Raw genomic sequence first — 24,506 nt, forward strand, 5'->3', positions numbered from 1 at the left:
GGGGTCGCCCCCACCCCGCCGGGGGGCCGTGGGGGCCGCTGGCGGTGTGGGCGGGGGGTTCTGGGGGGGGGCGGGGGGGGGGGCCCCCCCCCCCCCCCCCCGGGGGGGGGGGGGGGGGCCCCCCCCCCCCCCCCGCCTCCAGTCCGTTCGTGGTCGCGTCTACCGCGTCCGGTCGCTGCCCCCGGCAGCGTCGCCGTGGTCCTCGATCTCACCCTCGACCGTCTCGGGCGGCAGCTCGACCTCGACGCGCTCCGCCGTGAGGCGAGCGGCCCGTCGCGCGAACACGCGGTCCAGGACGACCGCGACCACCGCGCCGACGAAGGCGCCGATGGTGACGCCCCACAGACTGAAGTACCCCACCAGGCTGCCGAAGCTCGCGGTCTCCTGCTGGTCGCCGCGGTCGATGTTCATGGTCAGCGACACGACGATCAGCGTCGCGACGAAGCCGAGGAGCGCCCCGCCCACGATGAAGACGCCGAACTTCGGGGCACGGCGGATCGTCACCTCGTCGGAGGAGGTGACGGCGTTCGGCGCCGGAGCCGGTCGTTCGTCGGGTCGATCGGTGTTGCTCACCCGTCCATTGTCCCCCACTGTGGGACGTGCTCAGGCCTGCACGGGCGGTCAGATCCGGGGGAGGATGGTCGACACCGATCGGTATCCCACGCGGAGGAGGTGAGGCGGATGCGCGAACGGACAGCACGTGCGGCCCGTGTCCCGGCCCGTGTGGCGTGGCCGCTCCTCCAGCGTCGTGAGGAGGACCGGGCCGTCTCCGTCGTCGCCGAGCACCGGTGGAGCGTCGCCCTCGTCGGCGCGCCGGGCCTCGGCAAGAGCTCCGCGGCCGCTCGCGTGACCGACCGTGTCGCCGGTCGGGACACCTCCGGCCGGACCCTCGTCGTGCCGATCACCGCGGTGGCTGCCAGCCGGTCGATGCCGTTCGGCGCCGTCGCCGAGCGGTTCGGCGAACTGCCCGGATCGCTCGCGGAACTCGTCGGCGCCGGCGGGGCCGAGCAGCGCCTCCGCGAGACCGAGGACCTCGCCGACCGCGACGTCCTGCTCCGGGTGGACGACGCCGACCACCTCGACGCGATCTCGGCGCGGTACGTCTCGTGGCTCGTGCGGGAGCAGGGTGCGCGTCTGGTGCTGACCTGCCGTGACTTCACGGCGCTGCCCGAGCCCCTCCGCGCGCTGTGGCAGGACGACCTGCTCGAGCGGATCGACCTCGAGCCGCTCGACCTGCACGAGACGTCCTCGCTCATCGCCGAGGCCCTCGGTGCCCAGCTCGAGACCGCCTCCGCCGAGCGGGTGCACCGTGCGACGGCCGGCAACCCGCTCTACATCCGCGAGGTCGTGCGGTCCGCGCTCGCCTCCGGAGCCCTCGACCAGACCGCCACCGGGTGGTACTGGCGCGGCCGGGTGACGGCGTCGAACAGCCTCGCGGACATGTACCGCACCGAGCTCGGCTCCCTGCCGGAGGACCTCCGCGACGTGGTCGACATCGTGGCCCTCGCCGACCCCATCCCCCTCGCCCGGCTCGTCGGTCTGGTCAGCGGCGGGGACGTCGACCGCGTCGTGGCGCTCGGGCTCGTCCGGATCGACTCGCTCGAGGACGGCGCGGCCGTGGTCCGGCCGTCGCACCCGCTCGTCGGCGAGGTCGTCCGCGCGCTCGTCCCGGTGGCGCGGCGCACCGCACTGTTCGCCCGCGCCAACGCCTTCCGCACCGACCGCCCCGAGGGTGCACCGCCCGCCGCACGGCTCCGCGCCGCGCTCTGGTCGCTCGAGTGCGGCGTGCTCCCGCCCGTCGACCAGCTGCTCGACGGCGCCCAGGTCGCGGTCCGGCTGCAGGAGCACGAGAGCGCCGTCGCCCTGGCCTCGGCTGCCCTCCGCACGACGCTGACCCCGACCGAACGGGTGGCCGCGCACTGCCTCCGGTCCCTCGCGTACTCGTACAGCACCGGTCGCGAGGCCGGCCGGGCGGACGCCGAGGCCGCCTGGGCCGTGGTCCGTTCCGCCCCGGACGAGGTCGACGACACCGCGGTGATCGAGGCGTGCGAGACCCTGGCCAACATCCGGCAGTTCCACGACGACGACACCCTGGCCGCGGTGGCCCTGACGGACGTCGCGGTCCGCTTCGTGTCCGCCGACGGGGCCGAGCGGCTCCGGCTGCTGCGGCTGGCGCACCTCGGCTGGGGCGGCCGCTTCGACGAGGTCCGCGCCGAGCTCGAGCGGACGGGCATCGTGCACGCACCGACGATCCCGTTCGCGTTCCTCTGCCTGGCCCCGTGCGCGGTGATGGCCCTCGCGACCGCCGGTCGGCTCGACGACGCCGCGGCCCTCGGGAAGGCGTGTCTGGCGACCGCGGTCGAGCACCTCGAGGACGCCCCGTGGAGCGTCGGCGAGATCGTCTCCGTCATGCACCAGCTGCAGGTCTGGCGCGGCGACATCGCCGAGCTCATCACCGAGGTCCCGGTCCGGCGCTCCAGCCCGTACCTGAAGTACGACTTCACCCTGGAACTCATCGGCGAGGGCAACCTCGCGCTCGGTCAGCGCCGCTGGGACGACGCCGTCGCCGCGTTCTCGGCCGCCTGCGAGCGCTACGACGTGGCGGACCACGGCGGCTTCGCGGCGTACCCGTGGGCCCGGCTCGCGATGTCGTACGCCTACGCGGGTCGCGCCGAGGAGGCGACGGCAGCGCTCGAACGGGCACGGTCGACACCGCTCCGGGCGATGCGGATCATCGGCGAGCAGGTCGCCGTGACGATCTCGTGGGCCGAGGCCGTGCTCGGCAACCCGGCCGGTCTCCGGCACGCCGACGAGATCATCGAGCGCGGCACCGCGAACGGGTCCTGGACCCACGTCATGTACGCGCAGACGCTGCACTACACGAACGACATGCTGAACGGGCGGGACTCCGCGGCGTCGCTCGACCGGATGCGCACGGCGGCCGCGCGGGTGGACGGCCCGCTCGCCGGCGCGATCGTCGAGTACGCCGACGCGATCCGCGCGGACGACCGCACCCGTATCATCGCGGCGCAGGGCGTCCTGGCGACGCACGGCATGGCGGTCACCGCCGGCCGGTCGAAGACACCCCTGACGAACCGCGAGTACGAGGTCGCGAAGCTCGCGGCCGAGGGCCTGAGCAACCGGCGGATCGCGGAGTCGCTCGGCCTGAGCGTGCGGACGATCGACGCGCACCTGTCACGGGTGTTCACGAAGTGGGACCTGCACGCGCGCACGGAGCTCGCCGAGCTGCTGTGAGCTCCGTGAACTGCTGCGCTCCGTGAACTGCTGCTCCGGGCGCAACGGACCGTCCGGAAGTCGCAGGTCCGTTGCGGAATGCAGCACGACTCGCCGGAACAGTTGACACGGTGTGACAAATGTCGCGTACCTTTGACCCTGTCGCCGGGTTCGGACCCGTTCGGGTCGGGTCCGAATCCCGGCGACTTCTACGGTATTCGGCCGGTTGGTGACGTCACATCAGTAGGCACTACCTAATTCGGTTAGTCCACCTACGCAAGTGCGTGCGTACCGGCCTGGAGGCACGGGTCGGGCCCGCCACGCGCCTCCCGTCCGTCGCCGCGGACCGTTTCAGACGTCCAGCCGGACCGGCAGGAACGCCGTCAGGTCGGCACGCGATCCGGACGCGCTGACGCGCGACTGCGCGACCGCCTCGTCCCAGCGGAGCGCGCCGGTGGCGAGCGCCAACCACGTCGCCGCGTCCGTCTCGATGACGTTCGGCGGGGTCCCACGGGTGTGCCGCGGGCCCGGCACGGCCTGCACAGCGGCGAACGGTGGGACGCGGACCTCGACGCTGTTGCCCGGGACCTCGTCGGCGAGGCGCTGCAACGACCAGCGGACCGCGGTCGCCAGGTCGGGCCGGGCGGTCGAGCCCTGCTGCACGGCGGCGAGAGCTGCGCGGCCCTCGGCGTCCTCGATCCTCCTGGGTGGCATGTCCACAGGCTAGCCGTCGCATCGCAACCGGCGAGTCGGGATCGGTAGGGTGATCGGGTGCGAATCCTCGTCCTCGGTTCCGGTGCCCGCGAGCACGCGATCATCACGGCCCTCCTCGCTGAGCGGGCCGGTCACGTCATCACGGCTGCGCCCGGCAACGCCGGCATCGCCGCCGACGTCGAGACGGTGTCCCTCGACCCGACGAACGGTGCGCTCGTCGCCGAGTACGCGATCGAGAACGGCATCGAACTCGTCGTCGTCGGGCCCGAGGCGCCGCTCATCGCGGGCGTCGCCGACCCCGTCCGGACCCGGGGCATCCCGGTGTTCGGACCGAGCAAGGCCGCCGCGCAGCTCGAGGGTTCGAAGGCCTTCGCCAAGCGCATCATGTCCGAGGCAGCCGTGCCCACCGGACGTCCGGTCTACGCCGGCACCGTCGACGAAGCCGTCGCGGCGATCGACGAACTCGGTGCCCCGTACGTCGTGAAGGCCGACGGGCTCGCCGCGGGCAAGGGCGTCCTGGTGACCGAGGACCGCCAGGCCGCCATCGACCACGCCACCTACTGGCTCCAGCACGGCCACGTCGTGGTCGAGGAGTTCCTCGACGGTGAAGAGGTCTCGCTGTTCTTCCTGAGCGACGGGCACGACGTCCGGCCGCTCACCCCCGCACAGGACTACAAGCGCCTCGGCGACGGCGATGCCGGGCCGAACACGGGCGGCATGGGCGCGTACTCGCCGCTGCCGTGGCTCGCCGACCGCTGGGAGTCGGAACGCGCTTTCGTGGACGAGGTCACCGACCTGGTGGCTCTCCCCACCGTCCGCCGACTCGAGCACGAGGGCACGCCGTTCGTCGGGCTGCTCTACTGCGGCCTGATCGTCACCGAGCAGGGCGTGCGGGTCATCGAGTTCAACGCGCGCTTCGGCGACCCGGAGACCCAGGTGGTCCTCCCCCGCCTGGCGACCCCGCTGAGCGGCCTCATGTTCGCCGCGGCCACCGGTCAGCTCGGCGGGACCCCGACACCGTCGTTCCGTCCGGACGCAGCGGTCGCGGTCGTGCTCGCGAGCGAGGGCTACCCGGAGAATCCGCAGACCGGTCGTCCGATAACCGGGATCGACGCCGCGAACGCCCGCGAGGGGGTCTCCGTGGCGCACGCCGCCACCGGGGTCCTCGACGACCAGCTCGTCGCGACCGGGGGCCGGGTGCTGAGCGTCGTCGCCACCGGGTCCTCCTTCGCCGAGGCCCGCGACCGCGCGTACGCCGGCCTGGGCGACATCACGCTCGAGGGCGCGCAGTTCCGCACCGACATCGCCGCGAAGGTCACCCGATGAGCCCGGCACCCGTGCTCGACGGCTGGCAGCACGTGTCGTCCGGCAAGGTCCGGGAGCTCTACGTCCCGACCGGCACCGCCGACGTCGCGAGCGCCTCCGAACTGCTGCTCGTCGCCTCGGACCGGGTGAGCGCCTACGACTTCGCGCTCGAGCCGCCGATCCCGGGCAAGGGCGAGCTCCTGACGCGGCTGTCACGCTTCTGGTTCACCCGGCTGGCCGACGTCCCGAACCACCTCATCGCGCCGTCCGCCGGCGGCACCCCGGTGCCCGCATCGGTGGCCTCGCGGTCGATGCACGTGATGCCGCTCGAGATGTTCCCGGTCGAGTGCGTCGTCCGCGGGTACCTGGTCGGCAGCGGTTGGGCGGAGTACCAGGAGTCCGGCAGCGTCTGCGGCGTGCCGCTCCCCGCCGGGCTGTCGAACGGCGACCAGTTGCCGGAACCGATCTACACGCCGGCGTACAAGGCGCCGCAGGGCGAGCACGACGAGAACATCTCGTTCGAGCAGACCGTGGCGCTGGTCGGTGCCGAGGCGGCTGCGGCGCTGCGGGAACTGTCGCTCCGGGTGTACTCGGAAGCGGCGGCGATCGCGTTGTCGCGTGGAGTGATCATCGCGGACACGAAGTTCGAGTTCGGGCGCGATGCGTCGGGGCAGATCCGGATCGCGGACGAGGTCCTGACGAGCGACTCCAGCCGCTACTGGGACGCCCGGTCGGGGAACCGCACGGAGTCGTTCGACAAGCAGATCGTGCGGGACTGGCTCAGCGCGAACTGGGACCGGCAGGGGAAGCCCCCAGTGCTGCCCGAGGAGATCGTCACCCGGACGGCCGAGCGCTACCGCGAGCTCATCGAGCGCCTCGGCGCGTAGCGCGCCAGCGGGCGCACGCCCGCTGGCGTGCCCGCCTGCCCGCTTCGCCGCTTGCCCGCGACCGGGCACAACACGCCGCTCACGTCCGCCGAGCGGGCACGAAGTGCCGCCCTCCGGCGTCGAGCGCGACGAATAGTGCCCGCTCGATGTCCGACCCCGCGCGCGTCGGACGTGAGGGACGAGGCGGGGCCGCCCCGCGCCTCCAGGCCGCACGCCCGCCACTTGCCCGGGCGACCGGGCAGAACACGCCACTCGCTTCCGCCGAGCGGGCACGAAGTGCCGCCCACCGGCGTCGAGCGCGACGAATAGTGCCCGTTCGGCGAGCGACCCGCGCGGGCGTCAGTCGCGCGCGACGACGACGACCGTCAGGTCGTCCCCCGGGTCGTGGGTCACCGCACGGGCCCGCACCCGCCCCAGGAACACGTCGATGTCCGGCGCGTCACGCCACATCGCCCCGAGCGCACCGAGGGACGCCAGCGTGGAGTCCCACAGCTCGAGTGCCCCGTCGCTGACGAGCAGCAGGACGTCCCCCTGCTCGAGCTCGAGCGTGCCCGTGACCCGTGCGGCCCCCACCGGGTGCAGGCCGATCGGCAGGTCGTAGGAGCGCAGCACGCTCTCGGTCCCGTCGGCGTGGAGCTGGATCGCGAGGCCGTGGCCGGCGTCGGTGAACTCCATCCGTCCGGTCGCGGTCGTCAGGCGTCCGTGGAACAGGGTCGCGAAGGACTCCGCTCGGGACAGGTCGGGGCCGACCTGCGCCTCGAGCGCCGCCACGGCATCGCTCGAGGACGCCGTCCCCCGCGCGAGCAGGGCACCGCGGATGGTCGCGGCGAGGAGCCCGGCGGACATCCCCTTGCCCATGACGTCCGCGACGGTCACCACGAGCGAGTCCCCGTCGAGGTGCCAGTCGTGGAAGTCGCCGGACACGACGCCGTGCGGCTTCGACATGCCCCCGACGCGGTACCCGGGCAGGTCGACGGCGGAGGGTTCGAGGCCGGCGAGCACCGAGCGGAGGCGGTCCTCGTCGGCGCCGGCGGCCAGCTCGCGCTCCGCCCAGACGCCGAGCTCCTGGAGCAGGGCGAGGTCGTCGGGGTCGAGGGTGCGGGGCTGCGGGTCGATGAGGCAGAGCGTGCCGACCTTGACGTCGTCCTCTCCCGCACGGAGCGGCACCCCGGCGTAGAAGCGGACGTTCGGGTCGTCGACGACCATCGGCATGTCCGCGTACCGGGCGTCGGCACGGGCATCCGGGACGACCACGGGGCCCTCCATCGCGAGGGTCCGGCCGCAGAAGGTGTCCTGCAGCGGGATCGTCGGGCCGAACACCGTGTCGCTCTGCTGCGACTTGATGAAGACGTCGGTCTCGCGGGCGAGGTTGAGGAACGAACCGCTCACGCCGAAGGCCTCTCGTGCAATGCGGGTGATCCGTTCGAAGCGTTCCTCGGCACCACCCTCGACGACGTCGAGCGCGGCGAGCAGCGCGGCCCGCCGGACGGCTTCCGGCGCGGTGCGGTCGGAGACGGCGGAGTCGAGGTGCATGCCCCAACGCTAACGCGCCTACCGGACAGTCCCAGTCCCCAGTACGGAGGACGCCGGGTCCGACCGTGACAGATGTCATGCCGGATCCGTGACGCACGACAGCGGGCCCGGATCCCTCCGCACGCCAGGCTCGGGGCCATGAACGACACACCGGTCATCCAGCTCCGCGACCTCCGCAAGCGCTTCGGCGCCGTGGCCGCGGTCGACGGCGTCGACCTGACGATCCGTCCGGGCGAGGTCGTCGCCCTCCTCGGCCCGAACGGCGCGGGCAAGACCACGACGGTCGACCTCGCGCTCGGGCTGTCCACGCCGACGACCGGCAAGGCCCTGCTCTTCGGCGAGGAACCCCGCTCCGCGGTGGTCACCGGCCGGGTCGGGGCGATGCTCCAGGGCGGCGCGCTGTTGCCGGACATGACGGTCCGGGACGCGGTCGCCCTCGTCGCCGCGGCGCACCGTCGTCCGATGCCCGTCGACGAGGCCCTCCGCCGAGCACGCTGCACCGAGATCGCCGGCCGCCGGGTGAACAAGCTCTCCGGGGGGCAGCTGCAACGGGCGCGGTTCGCCGTCGCCGTGGTCTCCGACCCGGACCTGCTGGTGCTCGACGAACCGACCGCCGCGATGGACGTCGAGGCCAGGCACACGTTCTGGTCGTCGATGCGCGAGTTCACCGACGCCGGGCGAACTGTGGTCTTCGCGACCCACTACCTCGACGAGGCGGACACCTTCGCCGACCGGATCGTCATCATGCGCGCCGGCCAGATCGTGGCCGACGGCACGCCCGCCGAGATCAAGGCGATCACCGCCACGCGCGCGGTCCGGTTCTCCGGGGTGGGGACCGACGCGCACGTCACGTTGCGCGGTCTGCCTGGTGTCGTCTCCCTGGAGGCGCGGCACGACTCCGTCACGCTCCGCTCGGACCGCAGCGACGACACCCTCAGGGCCCTCCTCACCACGTTCCCGCAGGCGCACGACATCCAGGTGGTCGCCTCGACCATGGACGACGCCTTCCTCGCGCTCACCGCCGACACCGCTCCCGAAGGAGTCCTCGCATGACCACCGTGACCGCGTCCGGCCGGCTGCCGATCCGTTACGTGTACCTCGAGACGAAGCGACAGCTCCGCAACGTCCGCGCGATGGTGTTCACCTTCGCCGTCCCGGTGATCATGCTGCTCGTGTTCGGCTCGGCGTTCGGTTCGCAGACCGACCCGACGACGCGCCTGCAGTACCTCGTCGTCACGACCCTGCAGATGGCCTCGTACGGGGCGATGATGGCCGCGCTCAGCCAGGCGTTCGCGATCGTCAACGAACGGTCCATCGGCTGGAACCGGCAGCTCCGCGTCACGCCGCTGTCCGGGTGGGGCTTCATGGTGTCGAAGGTGATCGCCGCGATGGCCTTCGCCGCGGTGTCGATCGTCATCACGGTGCTCGTCGCAACCGTGGGCCTGCACGCCTCGCTCGACCCGGCGCACTGGTTCGCCGCCGGGTTCGGGATCTGGTGCGGGGTGATCCCGTTCGCGCTCATCGCCATCTTGATCGGGCAGTTCGCGAAGCCGTCCTTCGCGCAGCCGCTGTTCATGGTGGTGTTCATGGGCCTGGCGATCCTCGGCGGGCTCTGGGTCCCGCTGTCGGTGATGCCGGACTGGATGGGTTCCGTCGCACACCTGCTGCCCTCGTACTGGCTGAACCGCATCGGGCAGATGGGTGCCGGGGCGACCGGGGCCTCGGGCATGGCCGAGCCGGCGATGGTCCTGGCGGGCTGGGCGATCGTCCTGGCCGCGGTGATCGCGTGGCGCTACCGCCGCGACGCGGCGCGACAGTGACCGACGGTCCTACGCTGGCACGGATGTCCGAGGCGACCAAGACGGCCGAGGCGCGTGGCGCGGAGAACGCACCACGCGCCTCCAGGCCGTCTCCCCGTTCGTTCCCGTGGGCCGTCCCTCCGGGCGCGAGCGACGACGACATCCGCATCGGGCGGCGCCGCTGGTACACCGGCGCGGTGTTCGCGCTCCTCTGGCAGGTGCTCGAGATCATCGCCGTCTGGAGCGACGGGCGGAGCCTCCGGGCGCACGTCGTCTCGACCATCGCCCTCGCCGTCGTCTACGCGGCGTACCTGTTCGCGCCGGAGCTGATGTGGCGGCGGAGCCTGCGCGGCCGGGTCGTCGTGCTGGCGGGCGTCGCCCTGCTGGCGGGGATGCTGCTGTTCGTCGTCGGACCCCTCGCCGTCTGGACCTGGCTGCTCGTCGCCGCGCTGTCCGGGTTCGTCGCCGAGCGGTTCTGGGTCGCCGGGGCGGTCGTGCTCGCGATCCTCGGCGCACAGTTCCTCGTCGCCGCGAGCACCGGGTGGGACGCCGCGGTGAACAGCGGCATCCTCTTCGCCCCGGTCATCACCGTGTCCGTCGGGGCGTCGATGCTCTTCTTCGGCCGGCAGCGCGAGGCGGAGCAGCGACTCGGGGTCGCGCAGGACGAGATCACCCGCCTCGCCGTGGTCGAGGAACGCGCACGGTTCTCCCGCGACCTGCACGACGTCCTCGGTCACTCGCTCACCGTCGTGGCGATGAAGTCCGAGCTCGCCGCACGGCTGGTCGACGTCGACCCGGCCCGGGCGAAGACCGAGATGCAGGACGTCGAACGGCTCTCCCGCGAGGCGCTGCAGGGCCTCCGGCGGGCGGTCAGCGGGTACCGGGAGGCCGATCTCGACGCCGAACTCGTGTCGGCGCGCGCGGCACTGGAAGCCGCGGCGATCGACGCGGTGCTCCCGACCGACGGCGACGCGGCGGCCGACGACGTGCGGAGCCTGTTCGCGTGGGTCTTGCGCGAGGGCGTCACGAACGTGGTCCGCCACGCTGCCGCCAGCCGGGTCCGGGTCGCGCTGACGCGGACCGCCCTCACGATCGGGGACGACGGGACCGGGCTGCTCGACCCGGATGCCGCGTCCACCACTCCCGGCAACGGGCTGCGCGGGCTCCGGGAGCGTGCGGACGCCGTCGGGGCGAGCCTGACCACCGGCACGAGCGACCTCGGCGGCTTCCTGCTGCGGGTCGAGAGGAAGCGACGATGACCGAGACGATCCGAGTGCTGCTCGCCGACGACCAGGCGCTCGTCCGGGGTGCCCTGGCGTCCCTGCTGTCGCTCGAACGGGACATCGAGGTCGTCGCCCAGGTGGCCCGCGGCGACGAGGTCCTCGAAGCAGCACGGTCCTCGCGCGCCACCGTCGCCCTGCTCGACGTCGAGATGCCCGGTGCCGACGGCCTCACCGCCGCCGCCGCCCTCGCCCGCGCGCTGCCCGGGTGCCGATCGCTCATCGTGACGACGTTCGGCCGGCCCGGGTACCTCCGCCGTGCGCTGGAGGCCGGGGCCGCGGGGTTCGTCGTGAAGGACACCCCCGCCGAACAGCTCGCCGACGCCGTCCGTCGCGTCGCCGGTGGGTTCCGGGTCGTCGACCCCGTGCTCGCCGCGGAGTCCCTCGCCGCTGGCCCGTCCCCGCTCACCCCGCGGGAGACCGACGTGCTCATCGCCTTCCGGACGGCACCGACCGTGGCCGGGGTCGCCGGGTCCCTGCACCTGTCCGAGGGAACGGTCCGCAACCACCTGTCGTCGGCGATCGGGAAGACCGCCGCGCGCAACGCGACCGAAGCGCTCCGGGTCGCCGCGGACAACGGCTGGCTCCTGGGGACGGCGTAGCCTTGCCGGTGTGCTCCGTCGTGTCGTCCCCGTGTTCGTCCTCGGCCTCGCCGCGGTCCTGACGCTCGCCGGCTGCGGTGCGCACGACTCCACCGGGCAGGTCTCCGTGACCGTGTCGGCCAACGCGGCGGACCACCCCTACGAGGTGAAGGTCTTCGCGTCCACCGGCAAGCTCTCCGAGCACCAGCGGGTGTTCCCGGGCGGCACCGCGAACTTCGCGGGGGTCCCCCTCGGCGAGGTCACCGTGCGGGCGAACGAGCTCTGCCCGCAGAAGACGACGGTGTCGAACGACGAGGTGGCTGCCGTGACGTTGACGACGACGGGCTGCCGATCCTGAATATCAGATGTGAGTCAGGATGGATCAGACGCCCTGCCTTGCTCCGCCTCGGATCCTTTCGGTAAAGTCGCTCTCGGTAGCTGGAGATGAAACAGTTCTCTGAGCGCCGACTCGAGAAACCCACGCGTGAGCGTGGGTTTCTGCGTTGTGAGGGGCGTGAGGCGATGCTGCTGGCGTACATCGACGAGATCGGGGAGACGGGCGCGTTCATCGCGCGCGACCACGAACGGTTCAACACGAGCCCGGCGTTCGGCTATGCCGGCTTCGTGATCCCGGCCGCCCGCGCGAGACAGTTCGGTGCCGAGTTCGACCGCGAGAAACGGACGCTCTTCCGGACGGAGATCGAGGCTGCCGCGCACCCAGGTCGGTGGGAGCGGAAGGGAGCGAGCATCTTCCGACCGGACAGCCTGCAGCGCTACCCCGAGCAGATCCGTGTGTTCGCCGGGCTCGTGCAACGGGTGAAGACACTCGGGGGATCGCTCTTCTACTACGCCGACGAGAAGCCCATCGGCACACCGAAGCAGACCAGGCTCGACCCGGACGGCCGTGAGACGACGTCGATGCGGGAGGCGCTCAACCGGCTGGCCCGACACGCGGATTCACGGGACGCGAACCTCATGGTCATCATCGATCAAGTGAACGAGAAGACCCGTGCGGCACGGCTCCCCGAGATGTACGGACACATCCTCGGGCGGGCAGCCGATCATCCCGAGATGCGGCGGATCATCGAACCGCCGATGCACGTCGACAGCCAGTTGAGCGCGAACATCCAGTTCGCGGACTGGATCGCGGCATGTGCGACTCGAGCCATCGACTACCAGTTGCTGCGCACGTCGCCCTACCACTGGGTGCCGAGATGCAAGGAGCTGGCTTCGTTGCGTGGTGCGTTCACGCACGAATCGAAGCTGCACCTGTGGCACCGATCGGTCCCGGATCTCCACCACTCAGACGTACTCCGCCCGAACCGGCCACTGCACCCCGACGGTGCTCTCGGCGCCCACATCCCGGCGGCCATCACGCGGCGGATCAAGGCAGCAGCGGAACGCGCACACTCCTCCGGTGCGACGGATCGCTGACAGGCGCCTGACGCGGCGCGGGCAGTCACCCCTCCGCACGCCCCGACCGCCGCAGCGTCTCGTGCGGGCTCTCCCCGAACCGCCGCCGGTAGGCCGCCGCGAACCGCCCGAGGTGCGCGAACCGCCACGCCCGCGCGATGTCACCGACGGTCACGAGCCGGTTCCGTCGGGCGGCGAGCTCGAGGTGCACCCGGTCGAGCCGGACCTCACGCAGGTACCGCATCGGCGTGACCGCGAGCCGCCGACGGAACAGGTCCTGCAGCCCGCGTTCGCTGAGGTCCGCCGCCGCCGCGACGTCCGCGACCGTGAGGTCCTCCCCCGCGTGGTCGTGCACGAACCGGATCGCCCGGCGGAGACGGCCCTCCACGTCCGAGCGCGAGCGGGTGAAGGTCGAGAGCACGACGGTGGCGACCCGTCGGTTCAGGGCTGCCCGTTCGGCACCCACGAGCGTGGGGTCGAGGATGCGGTCGGTGACCTCGTTCAACAGGGTGAGGAGGGGTTCCACACCGGGGTCCGCGGGTGCGGGCTGCACGAACTCCGAGAGCTCGTCACCGTCGCCGAGCACCGCCGGGGCGATGTGCAGCAGCGTCATCGCGGTCGCGTCGGTGTCGAACGCGTAGGCGACCGGTGCGGAGAGCATCATCGGGCGGCCGGCCTCGACCTCCCACTCGCTGCCGTCGTCGGCGGTCAGCGTCGCGTGCCCGTCGGCGAGCACGAAGACGACGTGGTCGGGACGGGGGCCGATCGTGCCGGACTGCGGGCCGTCGGTGCGGATCTTCCGCAGGGAGACCTCGTCGTCGCCGCCGGTGACGTAGTCGAACGTCTGCTCGGACGACGTCATGGCATCCCTCCGATCGGCGTTCGGCGCGCCGGGTCCGGCGGGCCACCGAACGCTACCGCGGGGCGCAGGCACACGCGAGTCCCCCGTCCACGTCGCGAGACGAGGCAGGCGAGCACATGAACCGAGATCACGACGGGTCGGGCACCCCGTCCCACACATCCGCGTGCCGCGACAGCACCGTCCACCGGGACACCGGCCACGTCGTCAGGAACGCTCGCCCGACGACGTCCGACACCGGCACGGTCCCGTGCGCGCGGGAGTCCGCGGACTCGTACCGGTTGTCACCCATCACCCAGAGCTGCCCCTTCGGCACGGTGACCGAGAAGTCCTGCAGCGAAACGCGGTCGGACCCCGGCTGGAGCACGACGTACGACTCGTCGACGGGGTGGCCGTTCACCGACAGCCGTCCCTGGGTGTCGCAGCACGAGACGGTGTCGCCCGGCAGCCCGATGACCCGCTTGATGAGGTCGTCGCCCTGCCCGGGGCCGAGCCAGCCGCCCGGGTCCTGGAACACCACGACGTCGCCGCGCCTGACCGGCACGACACCCGGCACGAGTTCGTTCACGAGCACGCGGTCTCCGATCAGGAGCGTGTTCTCCATCGACGCCGACGGGATGTAGAACGACCGGACGAGGTACGCCTTCACCAGGAACGACGCCAGCAACGCCGCGACCACGATGATCACGAGGTCGCGCAGGAACTTCCACCCGGGGCGCTTGCGCACCGGCACGGTCTGCTCGCTCAATGCGTCAGCACCACCTTCACGAACCCGATGACGAAGGCGACCGCGGCGAGCACGATGCCGCCCCAGAGGCCGAGGAAGGTCGGACGCTTCCCGCTGAACCGCTGCATGAACACGCCGACCATGCCGATGCGGACGGCCAGGATCACGAGCGCGGCGGTCTGCGCCCATGGTGCCGGGATCCACCCGATCCACGCCGCGGCGTAGAGCACCGCGGGGATCAGGCCGGACGTCGCGATCGGGTTGGCGTTGCGCACGATGGTGGCCACCGATTCGCGGCGGGCGTCGTCCGTCTCGGAGTCGTCGGCGCCGAACCCGTGCGCGACGAGGTGCGAGAGGACGTGCGCCAGGTACGTCAGCACCGCGGTCGCGAGCACGGCCCACACGGCCGAGCCGTGGTGGATCGCCTGCGGGTCGACGGCGATGGCCGCGGCGAGCACCGTGATGTTGCCGTAGATGTACGACGACATGCGGTCGCGCATCTGTTCGACGGGGAACTCGGACGGGTCCGGACGGCCGCCGCGGCGACCGCGTGGCCGGTCGGGCAGACGTCGTGTGCGTGGCATCCCTCCATCTTGGCCCTGTCCCGGCGCGCTCCGCCGACAGGACACCGGGTGCGATGCCAAGCTGGGCGCGTCGGCGCACCGCTGCGACGACCCCGACTGGAGGCACGACCCATGTCCCACAGACCCCTCGCCCTGGTGACCGGTGTCGGTCGACGAGCCGGGATCGGCGCCGCGATCGCGGCGCGGTTGGCGACCGACGGCTGGGACCTGGCCATCTCGTGGTGGGGCCCGTACGACGCCCGCGTGCACGGTGCGGCCGATCCGGACGGCGTCGACTCCGTCGTCGCCGAGTGCGAGCACGCGGGCGCACGCGTGACGCGCCTCCCGGTCGACCTGGCGGACCCGGAACAGGCGGCCGCGCTCGTGGGCCGCGCCGAGGCGGAGGCCGGCGCGCCCGTCACGGCGATCGTGATGTCGCACTGCGAGTCGGTGGACTCCGACTTCGAGACCACCACGCTCGAGTCGTTCGACCGGCACATGGCCGTCAACGTGCGGGCGCCGTTCCTGCTCGTCCAGGCGTACGCCGCACGCCTGCGGGCGGGGGCGCCAGCGCCGGAGGACCGCCGACGCGTGATCGCGCTCACGAGCGACCACGTCGCGTTCAACCTGCCGTACGGCACGAGCAAGGGCGCGCTCGACCGCTTGGTCGTCGGGGCCGCGCAGGAGCTCGCGGACGTGCACGTCAGCGCGAACCTCGTCAACCCGGGGCCGAACGACACCGGGTGGATGACCGAGGAGATCCGGCAGTCGGCGATCGCGCAGACCCCGGGCGGGCGCCCGTCGATGCCGAGCGACACCGCGGCGCTGGTCGGGTTCCTCTGCGGGCCGGACGGCGGGTGGGTGAACGGGCAGCTCCTGAAGTCCGACGGCGGGTTCAGCGCGAAGTAGGCGCGCGGGCAACTGTTGCGCGCGCGGCCTTGCGTCATGACCGACGTCGTACGACATCGGCGTTGTCGCATGCCCGCACGCCGGCGCCCGCGAGCATTTAGTTGACGCGTCAACCATTTCGGCGCACACTGGTGACATGCACACGCAGGACCTCCTCGCCGCCGACACCGGGATGGGCGCCGTGACGCTCCGGGTCGCGAACCTCGACCGGATGATCGGGTACTACCGCGAGGGCGTCCAGCTCTCCCTGCTCTCGAACGAGGGCGGTGTCGCCGTGCTCGGTCGTGGCGCGACGCCGATCGTCATCCTCGAGCACGCGCCGTCGATGCAGCACGCCGGCCCGCACGACGCCGGGCTGTTCCACACCGCGATCCTGTTCGACACGAAGGCCGACCTCGCTGCAGCCCTGTACTCAGTCGCGACGAAGTACCCGCAGACGTTCACCGGCAGCGCCGACCACCTGGTCAGCAACGCGTTCTACTTCACGGACCCGGAAGGGAACGGCGTCGAGCTGTACTGGGACCGCGACCGCACCGAGTGGTCGTGGACGCACGGCATGGTCGACATGGCCACCATCTACGTCGACCCGAACGAGTTCCTGCGGGAGAACCTGACGTCCGCCGCGCTCGACGGTGCGGCCGTCGCTCCGGGACGCGTCGGCCACGTGCACCTCTCCGTCGGCGACGTCGCCACGGCGAAGGAGTTCTACGTCGACCAGCTCGGCTTCGCCACCACCGCGGGCTGGGGTGAGGCGCTGTTCGTCAGCGCCGGCGGCTACCACCACCACATGGCGATGAACACGTGGAACTCCCGCGGTGCCGGACGCCGCCAGCTCGCCCTGGGACTCGGACTCGTGCGGATCGAGGTCCCGGCCGCCGACGACCTCGGGGCACTGGTCGCCCGCATGCACGACACCGGGGTGCAGACCGCCGACGACGGCCGGACGGTGGCGTTCGAGGACCCGTGGGCGAACCGCATCGAGGTCACGGCGCCGGGTCGGGGCTGACCGCTGCCCGCACGGGCACTGAGTTCTCGGCCTGAGCGACGCTTCTCGCGCTCATCCGCGCGAGAAGTGTCGCTGCCGCCGAATCTCGGCCCGCGGCGCCGGTCGCACTCCGGCAGGATGGACCCGTGACTGAAGACATCCGGTGGGAGGTGGTCGAGGAGAGCACGCTGTCGCTCCCCGACCACGAAGCGATCGCAGCGCTGCTCGGGCAGGCCTTCCCCGACTGGTCGCACTGGTACGTGGGCGGCCGCGACTACGCGGGCATGCAGCCCGAGCGGCGCGTGATCGGCCGGAGCGAGGACGGCGTCGTCCTCGCCCACGTCGGCATCCGCCGCATGTTCATCACGGTCGGTGGCCAGGACGTGCTCGTCGGCGACACCGGCATCGTCGCCGTGTCGCCTCGGCTGCAGGGAACCGGGGTCGGTCGCGAGCTGATGACCCGCACGCACGCGGTGCTCGAGGGGCTCCGCGTACCGTACGGGTTCCTCGGTGCCGGGGAGAACCGCATCCCGTTCTACGCACGCATGGGCTGGCACGAGATCGACGGTGCCGTGGGCACGTTCTCCGCGTTCACCGCGGACGGCGCCGGCATCTCGGAGACCGAGCAGGGTGGCTGGATGGTCCTGCCGGTCGCGGAGCGACTGGAGGACTGGCCGGCCGGCCCGATCTGGCTGAACGGCCAGCAGGTCTAGAACTCGCTTGAACGACGGACGGGAGGCACGGTGCCAGCTGGCACCGTGCCTCCCGTCCGTCAGGGGTCTCGCTGGGCTTACGCCTCGACCGCGACCGTCTCCGGGTCCTCGTTCGAGCCCGGGGCGCTCGGCACGACCGCGGCGCGCACGCGCGCACCCAGGTCGGCGTCGACGTTCGTCCAGTACGCGAACACACGCTCGCGCAGGTCGTCGCGCGTCACCTTCGAGACGTGCCCGGCGATGTTGCCGACCAGGCGCTCACGGGCGGCGTCGTCGAGGACCTCGCGGACGAGGGTGCCGGCCTGGCCGAAGTCGTCGTCCTCCGGGTGGAGCGTCGCAGCGGAGCGCTGCAGCGCACCGTCGGACTCCCAGCCCGGGGTGTCGTCGGTCGCGGCGGGGTCGGCGTGCGCACCACCGAGCGTGTTCGGCGCGTAGACGGGCACCTCGGACTTCTGGAAGTCGAAGCGCATGGCGCCGTCCTTCGAGTACGAGTGCACCTCGTTCTTCGGGGCGTTCACGGGCAGCTGCGCGTGGTTCGTGCCGACGCGGTAGCGGTGGGCGTCCGCGTAGCTGAAGATGCGCGCGAGGAGCATCTTGTCCGGGCTCGCCGCGATGCCGGGCACGAAGTTCGAAGGAGCGAAGGTCGCCTGCTCGATCTGCGCGAAGTAGTTCTCGGGGTTGCGGTTGAGCTCCATCGTGCCGACCTCGATGAGCGGGTAGTCCGCGTGCGGCCACACCTTCGTCAGGTCGAACGGGTTGAAGCGGTAGGCCGCGGCGTCCTCGTAGGGCATGACCTGCACCTTGAGGGTCCAGCGCGGGTTGTCGCCGCGCTCGATGGCGGCGTGGAGGTCGCGGATGTGGAAGTCGGCGTCCTCGCCGGCGATGCGGTCCGCGTCCTCCTGCGTCAGGGTCTTGTGGCCCTGCTCGGTGAGGAAGTGGTACTTCACCCAGAAGCGCTCGCCCTCGGCGTTGATCCACTGGTAGGTGTGCGAGCCGAAGCCGTCCATCTCGCGCCACGATGCCGGCAGACCGCGGTCACCCATGAGCCACGTGACCTGGTGCGCCGACTCGGGCGAGAGGGTCCAGAAGTCCCACTGCATGTCGTGGTCGCGCAGGTGCGAACCCGGCAGGCGCTTCTGCGAGCGGATGAAGTCCGGGAACTTGATGCCGTCGCGGATGAAGAACACGGGGGTGTTGTTGCCGACGAGGTCGTAGTTGCCCTCTTCGGTGTAGAACTTCAGCGCGAAGCCGCGGGGGTCGCGCCAGGTGTCCGGGGAGCCCTGCTCACCGGCGACCGACGAGAAGCGCGCGAGCATCTCGGTCTGCTTGCCCGGCTGCAGGAACGCGGCACGGGTGAAGCGGCTGATGTCCTGCGTGACGGTGAAGGTACCGAAGGCGCCGCCGCCCTTGGCGTGCACGACCCGCTCCGGGACGCGCTCGCGGTTGAACTGCGCGAGCTTCTCGACGAGGTAGTGATCGTGCAGCGCGAGGGGGCCGTCGGCGCCGACACCCATGGAGTGCTGGTCGCTCGAGACAGGGGCGCCGGAGTTGGTCGTCGTGGTGGGGGTGCCGGCCGGCTGGCCGGGCGTCGTGTTCTGGTCGGACACGGTTCCTCCTTGGGTGGAACGGTTGGTTCGGTCAGGGGTGCTCGGGTTGCTCAGGGGGCCTCGGCTGGTCGCCGGGGATCGCGGTGCTGTCAGGCCGTGACGGGTGCCGCTGCGTCGTCACGCTCGGCCGCCGCACACCGCTCGCAGATGCCCCAGTACGTGACCTCGGCGGTGGTGACCGCGAAGCCGTGGGTCTCCGACGGCGTGAGGCACGGCGCGTGCCCGACGGCGCAGTCGACGTCCTCGATCGCGCCGCACATCGTGCAGACGACGTGGTGGTGGTTGTCGCCCGTCCGGCGTTCGTACCGGGCGGGGCTGCCTGCTGGCTCGATCCGGCGGACCAGTCCGACGCCGGTCAGCGCCGCGAGGACGCCGTACACGGCCTGGTGGCTGGTGGTCGGCAGTTCCGCGGCGAGCGCCGTGACGATGTCGTCGGCGGTCGCGTGCGGCATCGTCTCGGTGGCGCGGAGGACGGCGAGCCGCGGTGTCGTGACCCGGAGACCGGAGGCGCGGAGCAGGTCGGCGTCGACGTCCATGCTGAGCCTTTCTTTTGCAGAGATCAAGACAACATCGCCACTGTACACCAGTCGCGTGGACGGTTGGCGACGTCGAAGTATGCCGCAACCGGAATACGAAGTGTCACGATCCGGTCGCGATCAGCTGGAACGACGCTGGGATGCCACGACCTCGCGCTAGCGTCCGGACATGTCCACGAAGCAGGGCCTGCCCGTGCAGGCGAACCACGCTCAGGACGTCCGGGGGATCATCGCGAAGCGGGACCTGGTCGTCGACCTCATCCGGACGGCGTGCGTCGTCCTCGTCGTCTTCGTGCACGTCACGATGGTCGGTGTCGCCGCCGGGCCCGACGGCATCGCGGTGACGAGCCCCCTCCAGGAACTCCCCTGGTACGTGGCCGCCACCTGGATCGGCCAGGTGATGCCGCTGTTCTTCGTGGTCGGCGGGTTCGCCAGCGCGGTCGGGTGGCGGAGCACGGTCGCGCGGGGCGGCGGCGCCCGCGACTACCTCGCCTCCCGGCTCGTCCGGCTCTTCCGCCCCGCGATCCCCCTGTTCGCCATGCTCGCGATCGGGCTCGGCATCGCGACCGCGCTCGGGACCCCGCCGGCCCTGCTGGCCGAGGTCGCGTTCGGCATCGGGTCGCCGCTGTGGTTCCTCGCCGCCTACGGCATCACGCAGTGCTGCGTGCCGTTCATGGTGCGCCTGCACGAACGCGCCCCCTGGCGGACCCTCGGGGTGCTGTTCCTCCTGGCCGCCGCGGTCGACGCCCTGCGGTTCGCGACCGGCACCGCCGAGGTCGGGCTGCTCAACCTCGGACCGGTGTGGCTGTTCGCGCAGCAGATCGGCTTCCTCTGGGCCGACGGGTGGTTCGCACGACGGTCCCGGGTCCTGCTCGTGGTCATCGCGGCGGCCGGGTACGCGCTGCTCGTCCCGATGACCTCGATCGGCCTGTGGGCGCCGGACATGCTGCAGGACCTCAACCCGCCGATGCTGCCGCTCGCGGTCCTCGCCGTCAGCCAGGCCTGCCTGGTGCAGGTCGCGCACGCGCCGCTCACCCGGCTGATGCGGACGCGTGCGGCGCAGGCCACCGTGTTCCTGCTCGGCCGGGACGGCATGACGATCTACCTGTGGCACCTGCCGCTGTTCATCGCGCTGAACGGCGTGGCACTGCTCGTCGGCGTGCCGTTCCCCGACCCGGGTTCGGCGCCGTGGTGGGCCACGCGTGCGGTCGCACTGGTCGTCCTGCTCGGCGTGGCGCTCGGGGTCGCGCGGGCCCTGCGCTGGTTCGACCGTCCGCTCCCCCGGCTCCTGCCCGGCGCCGACCGCCCGGCGTGGCCGGTGCTCGCCGTCGCCGCGCTCTGCACGATCGGCCCCGCGTTCGTCGTCATGCAGTTGCACCTGTCGTTCGGGGCCGCCCTGCTCGGTGCGCTGCTCGTCCCCGCCGGCGTGTGGCTGCTGACGAAGACGGTGCCGGCCCGGGGCGTCACGCGGATCTGAACCGGTTCTCACCGCCCGCAGCCCTCCGGAGGCGTGCTGCGGGCGGAGGATTGTCGTCGGCAGGACGATCCGCAGGAGGCACCCCACGCCGTCGACACCCGAGTTCTGGAGCATCTGGCACGTCGACCCGTTGGCTGCGGTGCTCATCGGCGTCGCCGCGATCACCTACGGGTGGTGGGTGGTCGGAGCAGCACGCCGCGGTGCGCGCTGGCCGTGGTGGCGGAGCCTCGCCTTCGTCGGCGCGCTCGTCCTGTTCGGGATCCTGCAGTTCGGCATCGTCGGCGTCTACGACCAGCAGCTCCGCTGGGCGTTCGTGCTGCGCCTCGCCCTGCTCTTCTTCGCGGTCCCCACCTTCGCCGCGTTCGCCGCGCCCGTCTCGTTGCTGCGGACTGGAGGCCCGCATCGCCTCGCGCAGACCGCCACAGCGATGCTGCGGTCGCGTCCGGCGCGGTTCCTCGGCAACGCGATCGTCTCGCCCCTGATCGCCCTCGCGCTGTTCTGCGTGCTGCTCACCCCGTTCGCGGCGACCATCCGCGAGTCCCCGGTCTGGACCACCGCGATCACGGTGCTCGTGCCGGTGCTGGGGTTCACGCTCCTCACGCCGCTGTCCGAGCCGGGCGTCCTCCGCTCGTCGACGTTCGTCACGGTCGAGTTCCTGCTGGCGTTCGTCGAGCTGATGGCGGACGCGATCCCGGGCATCGTCCTGCGGATCACGAACCACGTGCTCGACGGCTCGGTGGTGCAGGCGGTCGGGCAGCCGTGGTTCCCGTCACCGCTGCGCGATCAACACCTGGCGGGTGACCTGCTGTGGTTCATCGCCGAGGTCGCGGACATCCCCGTGCTCATCTCGCTCTTCATCAGGTGGCAGCGCACCGACCGCCGCGAGGCCCGCACGATCGACGCCCTCACCGACGAGGAGATGGAGGAGCTCACCCGGGCGCACCTGCAGCGCCGGGGGTGAGCCGCGGCGCGCGTCGGGGCTCGCCGCGCGCTGGGGCCGCTCGTCCTCGTCGACTGAGCAGAAATCGTCGGGTCCGATCGCGGCACCCGACGATTTCTGCTCCGTGGGCGCCGCGTCAGACTGCCCAGCGCGGGGCTACTCGCCCGAGTGTCGCCCGTGGTGATCGGTCGCTGCGAGTTCCGCCTCGGGGGTCGCCGGCGCCGCTGCTGCGGCGTGCACCCCGTGACGCTGCTCGGCGGCCGTCGACGATCCGTCCGACACGGCACCGGTCTGCTGCCACGCCACGGTCTGCTTCGGCTTCGCGAGGAACAGCGCCGCCACGATCGCGACGACGAGCACCACGGCCGGCAGGACGAGCGACTGCCCCATCGCCGTGGCGAACGGCTGCTGCAGGAACCCGGGGAGCGCCCCGACCTGCTGCTCGGCACCGCCGCCGCTCGTGCCACCGGTCGACGCCGGGAAGTTCGCCGTGATGCGGGCCTCGATCAGCGCTGCGATGCCGGCGGAGCCGAGGACGGCACCGATCTGACGGGTGGTGTTGTAGACGCCGGAGCCCGCGCCGGCGAGCTTCGGCGGCAGGTTGCGGGTCGCGGAGACCGAGAGCGGCCCCCACATGCACGCGTTGGCGAGACCGAGCAACGTCGACGGCAGCAGGACCCAGCCCCAGTCGGAGCCCGAGGCCAGGAGCGCCCCGAACCAGAAGAGCGCACCCGAGAAGCAGGCGAGGCCGAACGCGGCGACCCAGCGGAGGCTCCAGCGGTTGAGGTTCTTGCCGACGAGCGGCGCGAGTCCGGCGGACAGCACGGCCTGCGGGACGAGCAGCAGCGCGGCCTGGGTCGGGCTGAAGGTCAGGACGTCCTGCGCCCACAGCATGATCGGCAGGGCGAACGAGGAGATCGCGACGCCGACGGCGGTGATGGCGATGTTGGCCAGGGTGAAGTTGCGGTCCTTGAACAGGCCGAGCGGCAGCAGCGGCTCGCCCTTCTGGACGCCCTGCCACACCACGAACGCGGCGAGCACGACGACGCCCGCGATGATGAGCGACCAGACCGAGATCGGACCGGTGATGGTGCCCCAGTCGTAGGTCTCGCCCTCCTGGATGCCGAAGACGAGCAGGAACATGCCGACCGCGCTCAGCACGATGCCGAGGTAGTCGAAGCGGTGCCCGTGGCGGTCGAAGGTCGGGACGAAGCGCTGCGCGAGCACGAACGCGACGATGCCCACCGGCACGTTGACGAAGAAGATCCACTCCCAGCCGAAACCGTCGACGAGCAGGCCGCCGACGATCGGTCCGACGAGCGAGGCGACACCGGCGACAGCACCCCAGAGGCCCATCGCCGCACCGCGGTTCTGCGGCGGGAAGATGCGCGTGATGACGGCCATCGTCTGCGGCGTCATCATCGCGGCGCCGAGACCCTGCACGACACGGGCGATGATGAGCACCTCGATCGACCCGGCCAGGCCGCACCAGAGGCTCGAGAGCGTGAAGACGACGAGACCGACCTGGTAGAGGACCTTCGGGCCGAACCGGTCACCCAGGCGGCCGGTGATGAGCAGTGGTACGGCGTAGGCGAGGAGGTACGCGCTCGTCACCCAGATCACGGAGTTGATGTCCGCGTGGAGCTTCGCGGCGATGGTGGGGGTCGCGACCGACACGATGGTCGAGTCGACGAGGATCATGAAGAATCCGACGACGAGGGCCCACAGGGCGGGCCACGGCTTCTTTTCGACGGTTGTCATCGAGTGCTTTCCTTGTTGGTCTGGGTGGTGTTCGGGGGGACGGCCGGGCCGTCCCAGGGGACGTCGCCGCTCGCGATCCGGTCGGCGGTCCCGGAGAGCCACTCGATCTGCGCGGTGAGCATGACACGGACGTACGACACGTCGAGCCAGAAGCGGCCCGCCAGCTGTTTGGCCTGGAGGCCCGCGGCGGCCTGGTCGTACTCCTCGCGTTCGCCCCGGAGCGCGTCGGCGCGTGCCCGCAGGGCGGTCACCGCGTCCGCAGCGCTCAGGTTGTCGATGTGCGAGACCGCGAGTTGGAACTCCGGGTACTCGTCCGCCGGCTCGGCGATCATGCGGCGGAGACCGTCCTCGAGCGCGGTCCGACCGTGGTCGGTGATCGCGTAGGTCGTGCGTTCCGGGCGGTTGCCCTCGCGAGCGGTGCCGAGCGCCTCGGCGTACCCGAGGTCGACCAGCCGGCCGATCTGGTGGTACAGCGTGCTCGGCCGGACCTTGACGTTCAGGTCCTCGCGCCGCTGCAGCATCGTCTGGAACATCTCGTAGGGGTGCATCGGCGCCTCGGCGAGGAGCCCGAGCGCGGCGAACGCGAGCGGCGTGATCGACGTCATCCGTGCCTCCAGGTCGGTGTTCCGTTTGGACTATTCGACTTGGAATATACGCCTTGGATGGGTTCTCCACAAGCGGTC

24 protein-coding genes are annotated in these 24,506 nt (G+C 71.7%); 14 read left to right on the top strand and 10 right to left on the bottom strand.

Features of this window, described 5'->3' with window-relative positions:
- Positions 1 to 159: 159 nt before the first annotated feature.
- Positions 160 to 573, bottom strand: coding sequence for a hypothetical protein (locus ABIC61_RS16610; RefSeq protein ID WP_354030806.1), 414 nt, complete (start codon positions 571 to 573; stop codon positions 160 to 162).
- Positions 574 to 681: 108 nt separating this feature from the next.
- On the opposite strand from ABIC61_RS16610, the gene ABIC61_RS16615 reads away from it, so the two are divergent.
- Positions 682 to 3,255: a helix-turn-helix transcriptional regulator gene (locus ABIC61_RS16615; protein WP_354030807.1), complete on the top strand. Its 2,574-nt coding sequence runs from the start codon at positions 682 to 684 to the stop codon at positions 3,253 to 3,255.
- A gap of 330 nt (positions 3,256 to 3,585) precedes the next feature.
- Here the strand turns inward: ABIC61_RS16615 and ABIC61_RS16620 are convergent, their stop codons facing one another.
- Positions 3,586 to 3,948, bottom strand: a complete 363-nt coding sequence (locus ABIC61_RS16620; protein WP_354030808.1) for a sterol carrier family protein — start codon at positions 3,946 to 3,948, stop codon at positions 3,586 to 3,588.
- A 57-nt stretch (positions 3,949 to 4,005) separates the two neighbouring features.
- Here ABIC61_RS16620 and purD point away from each other — a divergent pair, with 57 nt between their 5' ends.
- Both purD and ABIC61_RS16630 read left to right on the top strand, forming a co-directional pair.
- Complete coding sequence (gene purD / locus ABIC61_RS16625; protein WP_354030809.1) at positions 4,006 to 5,274, top strand: phosphoribosylamine--glycine ligase; 1,269 nt, start codon at positions 4,006 to 4,008, stop codon at positions 5,272 to 5,274.
- Complete coding sequence (locus ABIC61_RS16630; protein ID WP_354030810.1) at positions 5,271 to 6,140, top strand: phosphoribosylaminoimidazolesuccinocarboxamide synthase; 870 nt, start codon at positions 5,271 to 5,273, stop codon at positions 6,138 to 6,140. Before purD ends, ABIC61_RS16630 begins: the two co-directional genes overlap by 4 nt.
- 339 nt (positions 6,141 to 6,479) lie before the next feature.
- On the opposite strand, the gene ABIC61_RS16635 is transcribed toward ABIC61_RS16630, so the two are convergent.
- Positions 6,480 to 7,673, bottom strand: coding sequence for a PP2C family protein-serine/threonine phosphatase (locus ABIC61_RS16635; RefSeq protein WP_354030811.1), 1,194 nt, complete (start codon positions 7,671 to 7,673; stop codon positions 6,480 to 6,482).
- Between the two features lie 138 nt (positions 7,674 to 7,811).
- Between ABIC61_RS16635 and ABIC61_RS16640 the strand changes: the two genes are divergently transcribed.
- The 6 genes from ABIC61_RS16640 to ABIC61_RS16665 all read left to right on the top strand — a co-directional run bounded on the left by ABIC61_RS16640 (position 7,812) and on the right by ABIC61_RS16665 (position 12,767).
- Complete coding sequence (locus ABIC61_RS16640) at positions 7,812 to 8,726, top strand: ABC transporter ATP-binding protein (RefSeq protein ID WP_354030812.1); 915 nt, start codon at positions 7,812 to 7,814, stop codon at positions 8,724 to 8,726.
- Positions 8,723 to 9,493 (top strand): ABC transporter permease, encoded by a 771-nt coding sequence (locus ABIC61_RS16645; RefSeq protein ID WP_354030813.1) that lies wholly within the window; start codon positions 8,723 to 8,725, stop codon positions 9,491 to 9,493. Before ABIC61_RS16640 ends, ABIC61_RS16645 begins: the two co-directional genes overlap by 4 nt.
- A 23-nt stretch (positions 9,494 to 9,516) precedes the next feature.
- Positions 9,517 to 10,731 (top strand): sensor histidine kinase, encoded by a 1,215-nt coding sequence (locus ABIC61_RS16650; protein ID WP_354030814.1) that lies wholly within the window; start codon positions 9,517 to 9,519, stop codon positions 10,729 to 10,731.
- Positions 10,728 to 11,354, top strand: a complete 627-nt coding sequence (locus tag ABIC61_RS16655; protein ID WP_354030815.1) for a response regulator transcription factor — start codon at positions 10,728 to 10,730, stop codon at positions 11,352 to 11,354. Before ABIC61_RS16650 ends, ABIC61_RS16655 begins: the two co-directional genes overlap by 4 nt.
- 10 nt (positions 11,355 to 11,364) lie before the next feature.
- Entirely contained in the window at positions 11,365 to 11,691 is a 327-nt protein-coding gene (locus ABIC61_RS16660) for a hypothetical protein (protein WP_354030816.1), read from the top strand.
- Between the two features lie 164 nt (positions 11,692 to 11,855).
- Positions 11,856 to 12,767, top strand: coding sequence for a DUF3800 domain-containing protein (locus ABIC61_RS16665; RefSeq protein WP_354030817.1), 912 nt, complete (start codon positions 11,856 to 11,858; stop codon positions 12,765 to 12,767).
- A 25-nt stretch (positions 12,768 to 12,792) separates the two neighbouring features.
- Here the strand turns inward: ABIC61_RS16665 and ABIC61_RS16670 are convergent, their stop codons facing one another.
- The 3 genes from ABIC61_RS16670 to ABIC61_RS16680 form a co-directional block, all read right to left on the bottom strand.
- Positions 12,793 to 13,608, bottom strand: coding sequence for a helix-turn-helix domain-containing protein (locus ABIC61_RS16670; protein ID WP_354030818.1), 816 nt, complete (start codon positions 13,606 to 13,608; stop codon positions 12,793 to 12,795).
- A gap of 127 nt (positions 13,609 to 13,735) precedes the next feature.
- The gene (gene lepB / locus ABIC61_RS16675) at positions 13,736 to 14,353 is read right to left on the bottom strand and encodes a signal peptidase I (RefSeq protein ID WP_144756234.1); all 618 of its coding nucleotides are present in this window, start codon (positions 14,351 to 14,353) and stop codon (positions 13,736 to 13,738) included.
- The gene (locus ABIC61_RS16680) at positions 14,350 to 14,916 is read right to left on the bottom strand and encodes a hypothetical protein (RefSeq protein WP_144756237.1); all 567 of its coding nucleotides are present in this window, start codon (positions 14,914 to 14,916) and stop codon (positions 14,350 to 14,352) included. The genes lepB and ABIC61_RS16680 overlap by 4 nt, the downstream gene beginning before the upstream one ends.
- A gap of 111 nt (positions 14,917 to 15,027) precedes the next feature.
- Between ABIC61_RS16680 and ABIC61_RS16685 the strand changes: the two genes are divergently transcribed.
- The 3 genes from ABIC61_RS16685 (at position 15,028) to ABIC61_RS16695 (ending at position 17,502) form a co-directional block, all read left to right on the top strand.
- On the top strand, positions 15,028 to 15,804 hold the full coding sequence (locus ABIC61_RS16685; RefSeq protein WP_144756240.1) for an SDR family oxidoreductase: 777 nt from the start codon (positions 15,028 to 15,030) through the stop codon (positions 15,802 to 15,804).
- A gap of 136 nt (positions 15,805 to 15,940) precedes the next feature.
- Entirely contained in the window at positions 15,941 to 16,810 is an 870-nt protein-coding gene (locus ABIC61_RS16690) for a VOC family protein (protein ID WP_354030819.1), read from the top strand.
- Positions 16,811 to 16,935: 125 nt separating this feature from the next.
- Positions 16,936 to 17,502, top strand: a complete 567-nt coding sequence (locus ABIC61_RS16695) for a GNAT family N-acetyltransferase (RefSeq protein ID WP_354030820.1) — start codon at positions 16,936 to 16,938, stop codon at positions 17,500 to 17,502.
- 77 nt (positions 17,503 to 17,579) lie between these two features.
- Here the strand turns inward: ABIC61_RS16695 and ABIC61_RS16700 are convergent, their stop codons facing one another.
- Positions 17,580 to 19,109, bottom strand: coding sequence for a catalase (locus tag ABIC61_RS16700; protein ID WP_354030821.1), 1,530 nt, complete (start codon positions 19,107 to 19,109; stop codon positions 17,580 to 17,582).
- A gap of 89 nt (positions 19,110 to 19,198) precedes the next feature.
- The gene (locus ABIC61_RS16705; RefSeq protein WP_354030822.1) at positions 19,199 to 19,645 is read right to left on the bottom strand and encodes a Fur family transcriptional regulator; all 447 of its coding nucleotides are present in this window, start codon (positions 19,643 to 19,645) and stop codon (positions 19,199 to 19,201) included.
- A 169-nt stretch (positions 19,646 to 19,814) separates the two neighbouring features.
- Between ABIC61_RS16705 and ABIC61_RS16710 the strand changes: the two genes are divergently transcribed.
- Both ABIC61_RS16710 and ABIC61_RS16715 read left to right on the top strand, forming a co-directional pair.
- Positions 19,815 to 21,122, top strand: coding sequence for an acyltransferase family protein (locus ABIC61_RS16710; protein WP_354030823.1), 1,308 nt, complete (start codon positions 19,815 to 19,817; stop codon positions 21,120 to 21,122).
- A gap of 139 nt (positions 21,123 to 21,261) precedes the next feature.
- The gene (locus ABIC61_RS16715; RefSeq protein ID WP_354030841.1) at positions 21,262 to 22,083 is read left to right on the top strand and encodes a cytochrome c oxidase assembly protein; all 822 of its coding nucleotides are present in this window, start codon (positions 21,262 to 21,264) and stop codon (positions 22,081 to 22,083) included.
- Positions 22,084 to 22,218: 135 nt separating this feature from the next.
- Here ABIC61_RS16715 and ABIC61_RS16720 read toward each other — a convergent pair whose 3' ends face one another.
- Positions 22,219 to 23,823: a DHA2 family efflux MFS transporter permease subunit gene (locus ABIC61_RS16720; protein WP_354030824.1), complete on the bottom strand. Its 1,605-nt coding sequence runs from the start codon at positions 23,821 to 23,823 to the stop codon at positions 22,219 to 22,221.
- Positions 23,820 to 24,428: a PadR family transcriptional regulator gene (locus tag ABIC61_RS16725; RefSeq protein WP_354030825.1), complete on the bottom strand. Its 609-nt coding sequence runs from the start codon at positions 24,426 to 24,428 to the stop codon at positions 23,820 to 23,822. Before ABIC61_RS16725 ends, ABIC61_RS16720 begins: the two co-directional genes overlap by 4 nt.
- Positions 24,429 to 24,506: the final 78 nt, after the last annotated feature.

Source organism: Curtobacterium sp. 1544 (genome assembly GCF_040544915.1).
GTDB lineage: Bacteria > Actinomycetota > Actinomycetes > Actinomycetales > Microbacteriaceae > Curtobacterium > Curtobacterium pusillum_C.

Excerpts from the sequence above, each read along its gene's own strand:
- ABIC61_RS16615 (WP_354030807.1), top strand. The coding sequence starts at position 682 with ATGCGCGAACGGACAGCACGTGCGGCCCGTGTCCCGGCCCGTGTGGCG.
- ABIC61_RS16620 (WP_354030808.1), bottom strand. The coding sequence starts at position 3,948 with ATGCCACCCAGGAGGATCGAGGACGCCGAGGGCCGCGCAGCTCTCGCC.
- ABIC61_RS16630 (WP_354030810.1), top strand. The coding sequence starts at position 5,271 with ATGAGCCCGGCACCCGTGCTCGACGGCTGGCAGCACGTGTCGTCCGGC.
- ABIC61_RS16635 (WP_354030811.1), bottom strand. The coding sequence starts at position 7,673 with ATGCACCTCGACTCCGCCGTCTCCGACCGCACCGCGCCGGAAGCCGTC.
- ABIC61_RS16640 (WP_354030812.1), top strand. The coding sequence starts at position 7,812 with ATGAACGACACACCGGTCATCCAGCTCCGCGACCTCCGCAAGCGCTTC.
- ABIC61_RS16645 (WP_354030813.1), top strand. The coding sequence starts at position 8,723 with ATGACCACCGTGACCGCGTCCGGCCGGCTGCCGATCCGTTACGTGTAC.
- ABIC61_RS16650 (WP_354030814.1), top strand. The coding sequence starts at position 9,517 with ATGTCCGAGGCGACCAAGACGGCCGAGGCGCGTGGCGCGGAGAACGCA.
- ABIC61_RS16655 (WP_354030815.1), top strand. The coding sequence starts at position 10,728 with ATGACCGAGACGATCCGAGTGCTGCTCGCCGACGACCAGGCGCTCGTC.
- ABIC61_RS16665 (WP_354030817.1), top strand. The coding sequence starts at position 11,856 with ATGCTGCTGGCGTACATCGACGAGATCGGGGAGACGGGCGCGTTCATC.
- ABIC61_RS16670 (WP_354030818.1), bottom strand. The coding sequence starts at position 13,608 with ATGACGTCGTCCGAGCAGACGTTCGACTACGTCACCGGCGGCGACGAC.
- ABIC61_RS16680 (WP_144756237.1), bottom strand. The coding sequence starts at position 14,916 with ATGCCACGCACACGACGTCTGCCCGACCGGCCACGCGGTCGCCGCGGC.
- ABIC61_RS16685 (WP_144756240.1), top strand. The coding sequence starts at position 15,028 with ATGTCCCACAGACCCCTCGCCCTGGTGACCGGTGTCGGTCGACGAGCC.
- ABIC61_RS16690 (WP_354030819.1), top strand. The coding sequence starts at position 15,941 with ATGCACACGCAGGACCTCCTCGCCGCCGACACCGGGATGGGCGCCGTG.
- ABIC61_RS16705 (WP_354030822.1), bottom strand. The coding sequence starts at position 19,645 with ATGGACGTCGACGCCGACCTGCTCCGCGCCTCCGGTCTCCGGGTCACG.
- ABIC61_RS16710 (WP_354030823.1), top strand. The coding sequence starts at position 19,815 with ATGTCCACGAAGCAGGGCCTGCCCGTGCAGGCGAACCACGCTCAGGAC.
- ABIC61_RS16720 (WP_354030824.1), bottom strand. The coding sequence starts at position 23,823 with ATGACAACCGTCGAAAAGAAGCCGTGGCCCGCCCTGTGGGCCCTCGTC.
- ABIC61_RS16725 (WP_354030825.1), bottom strand. The coding sequence starts at position 24,428 with ATGACGTCGATCACGCCGCTCGCGTTCGCCGCGCTCGGGCTCCTCGCC.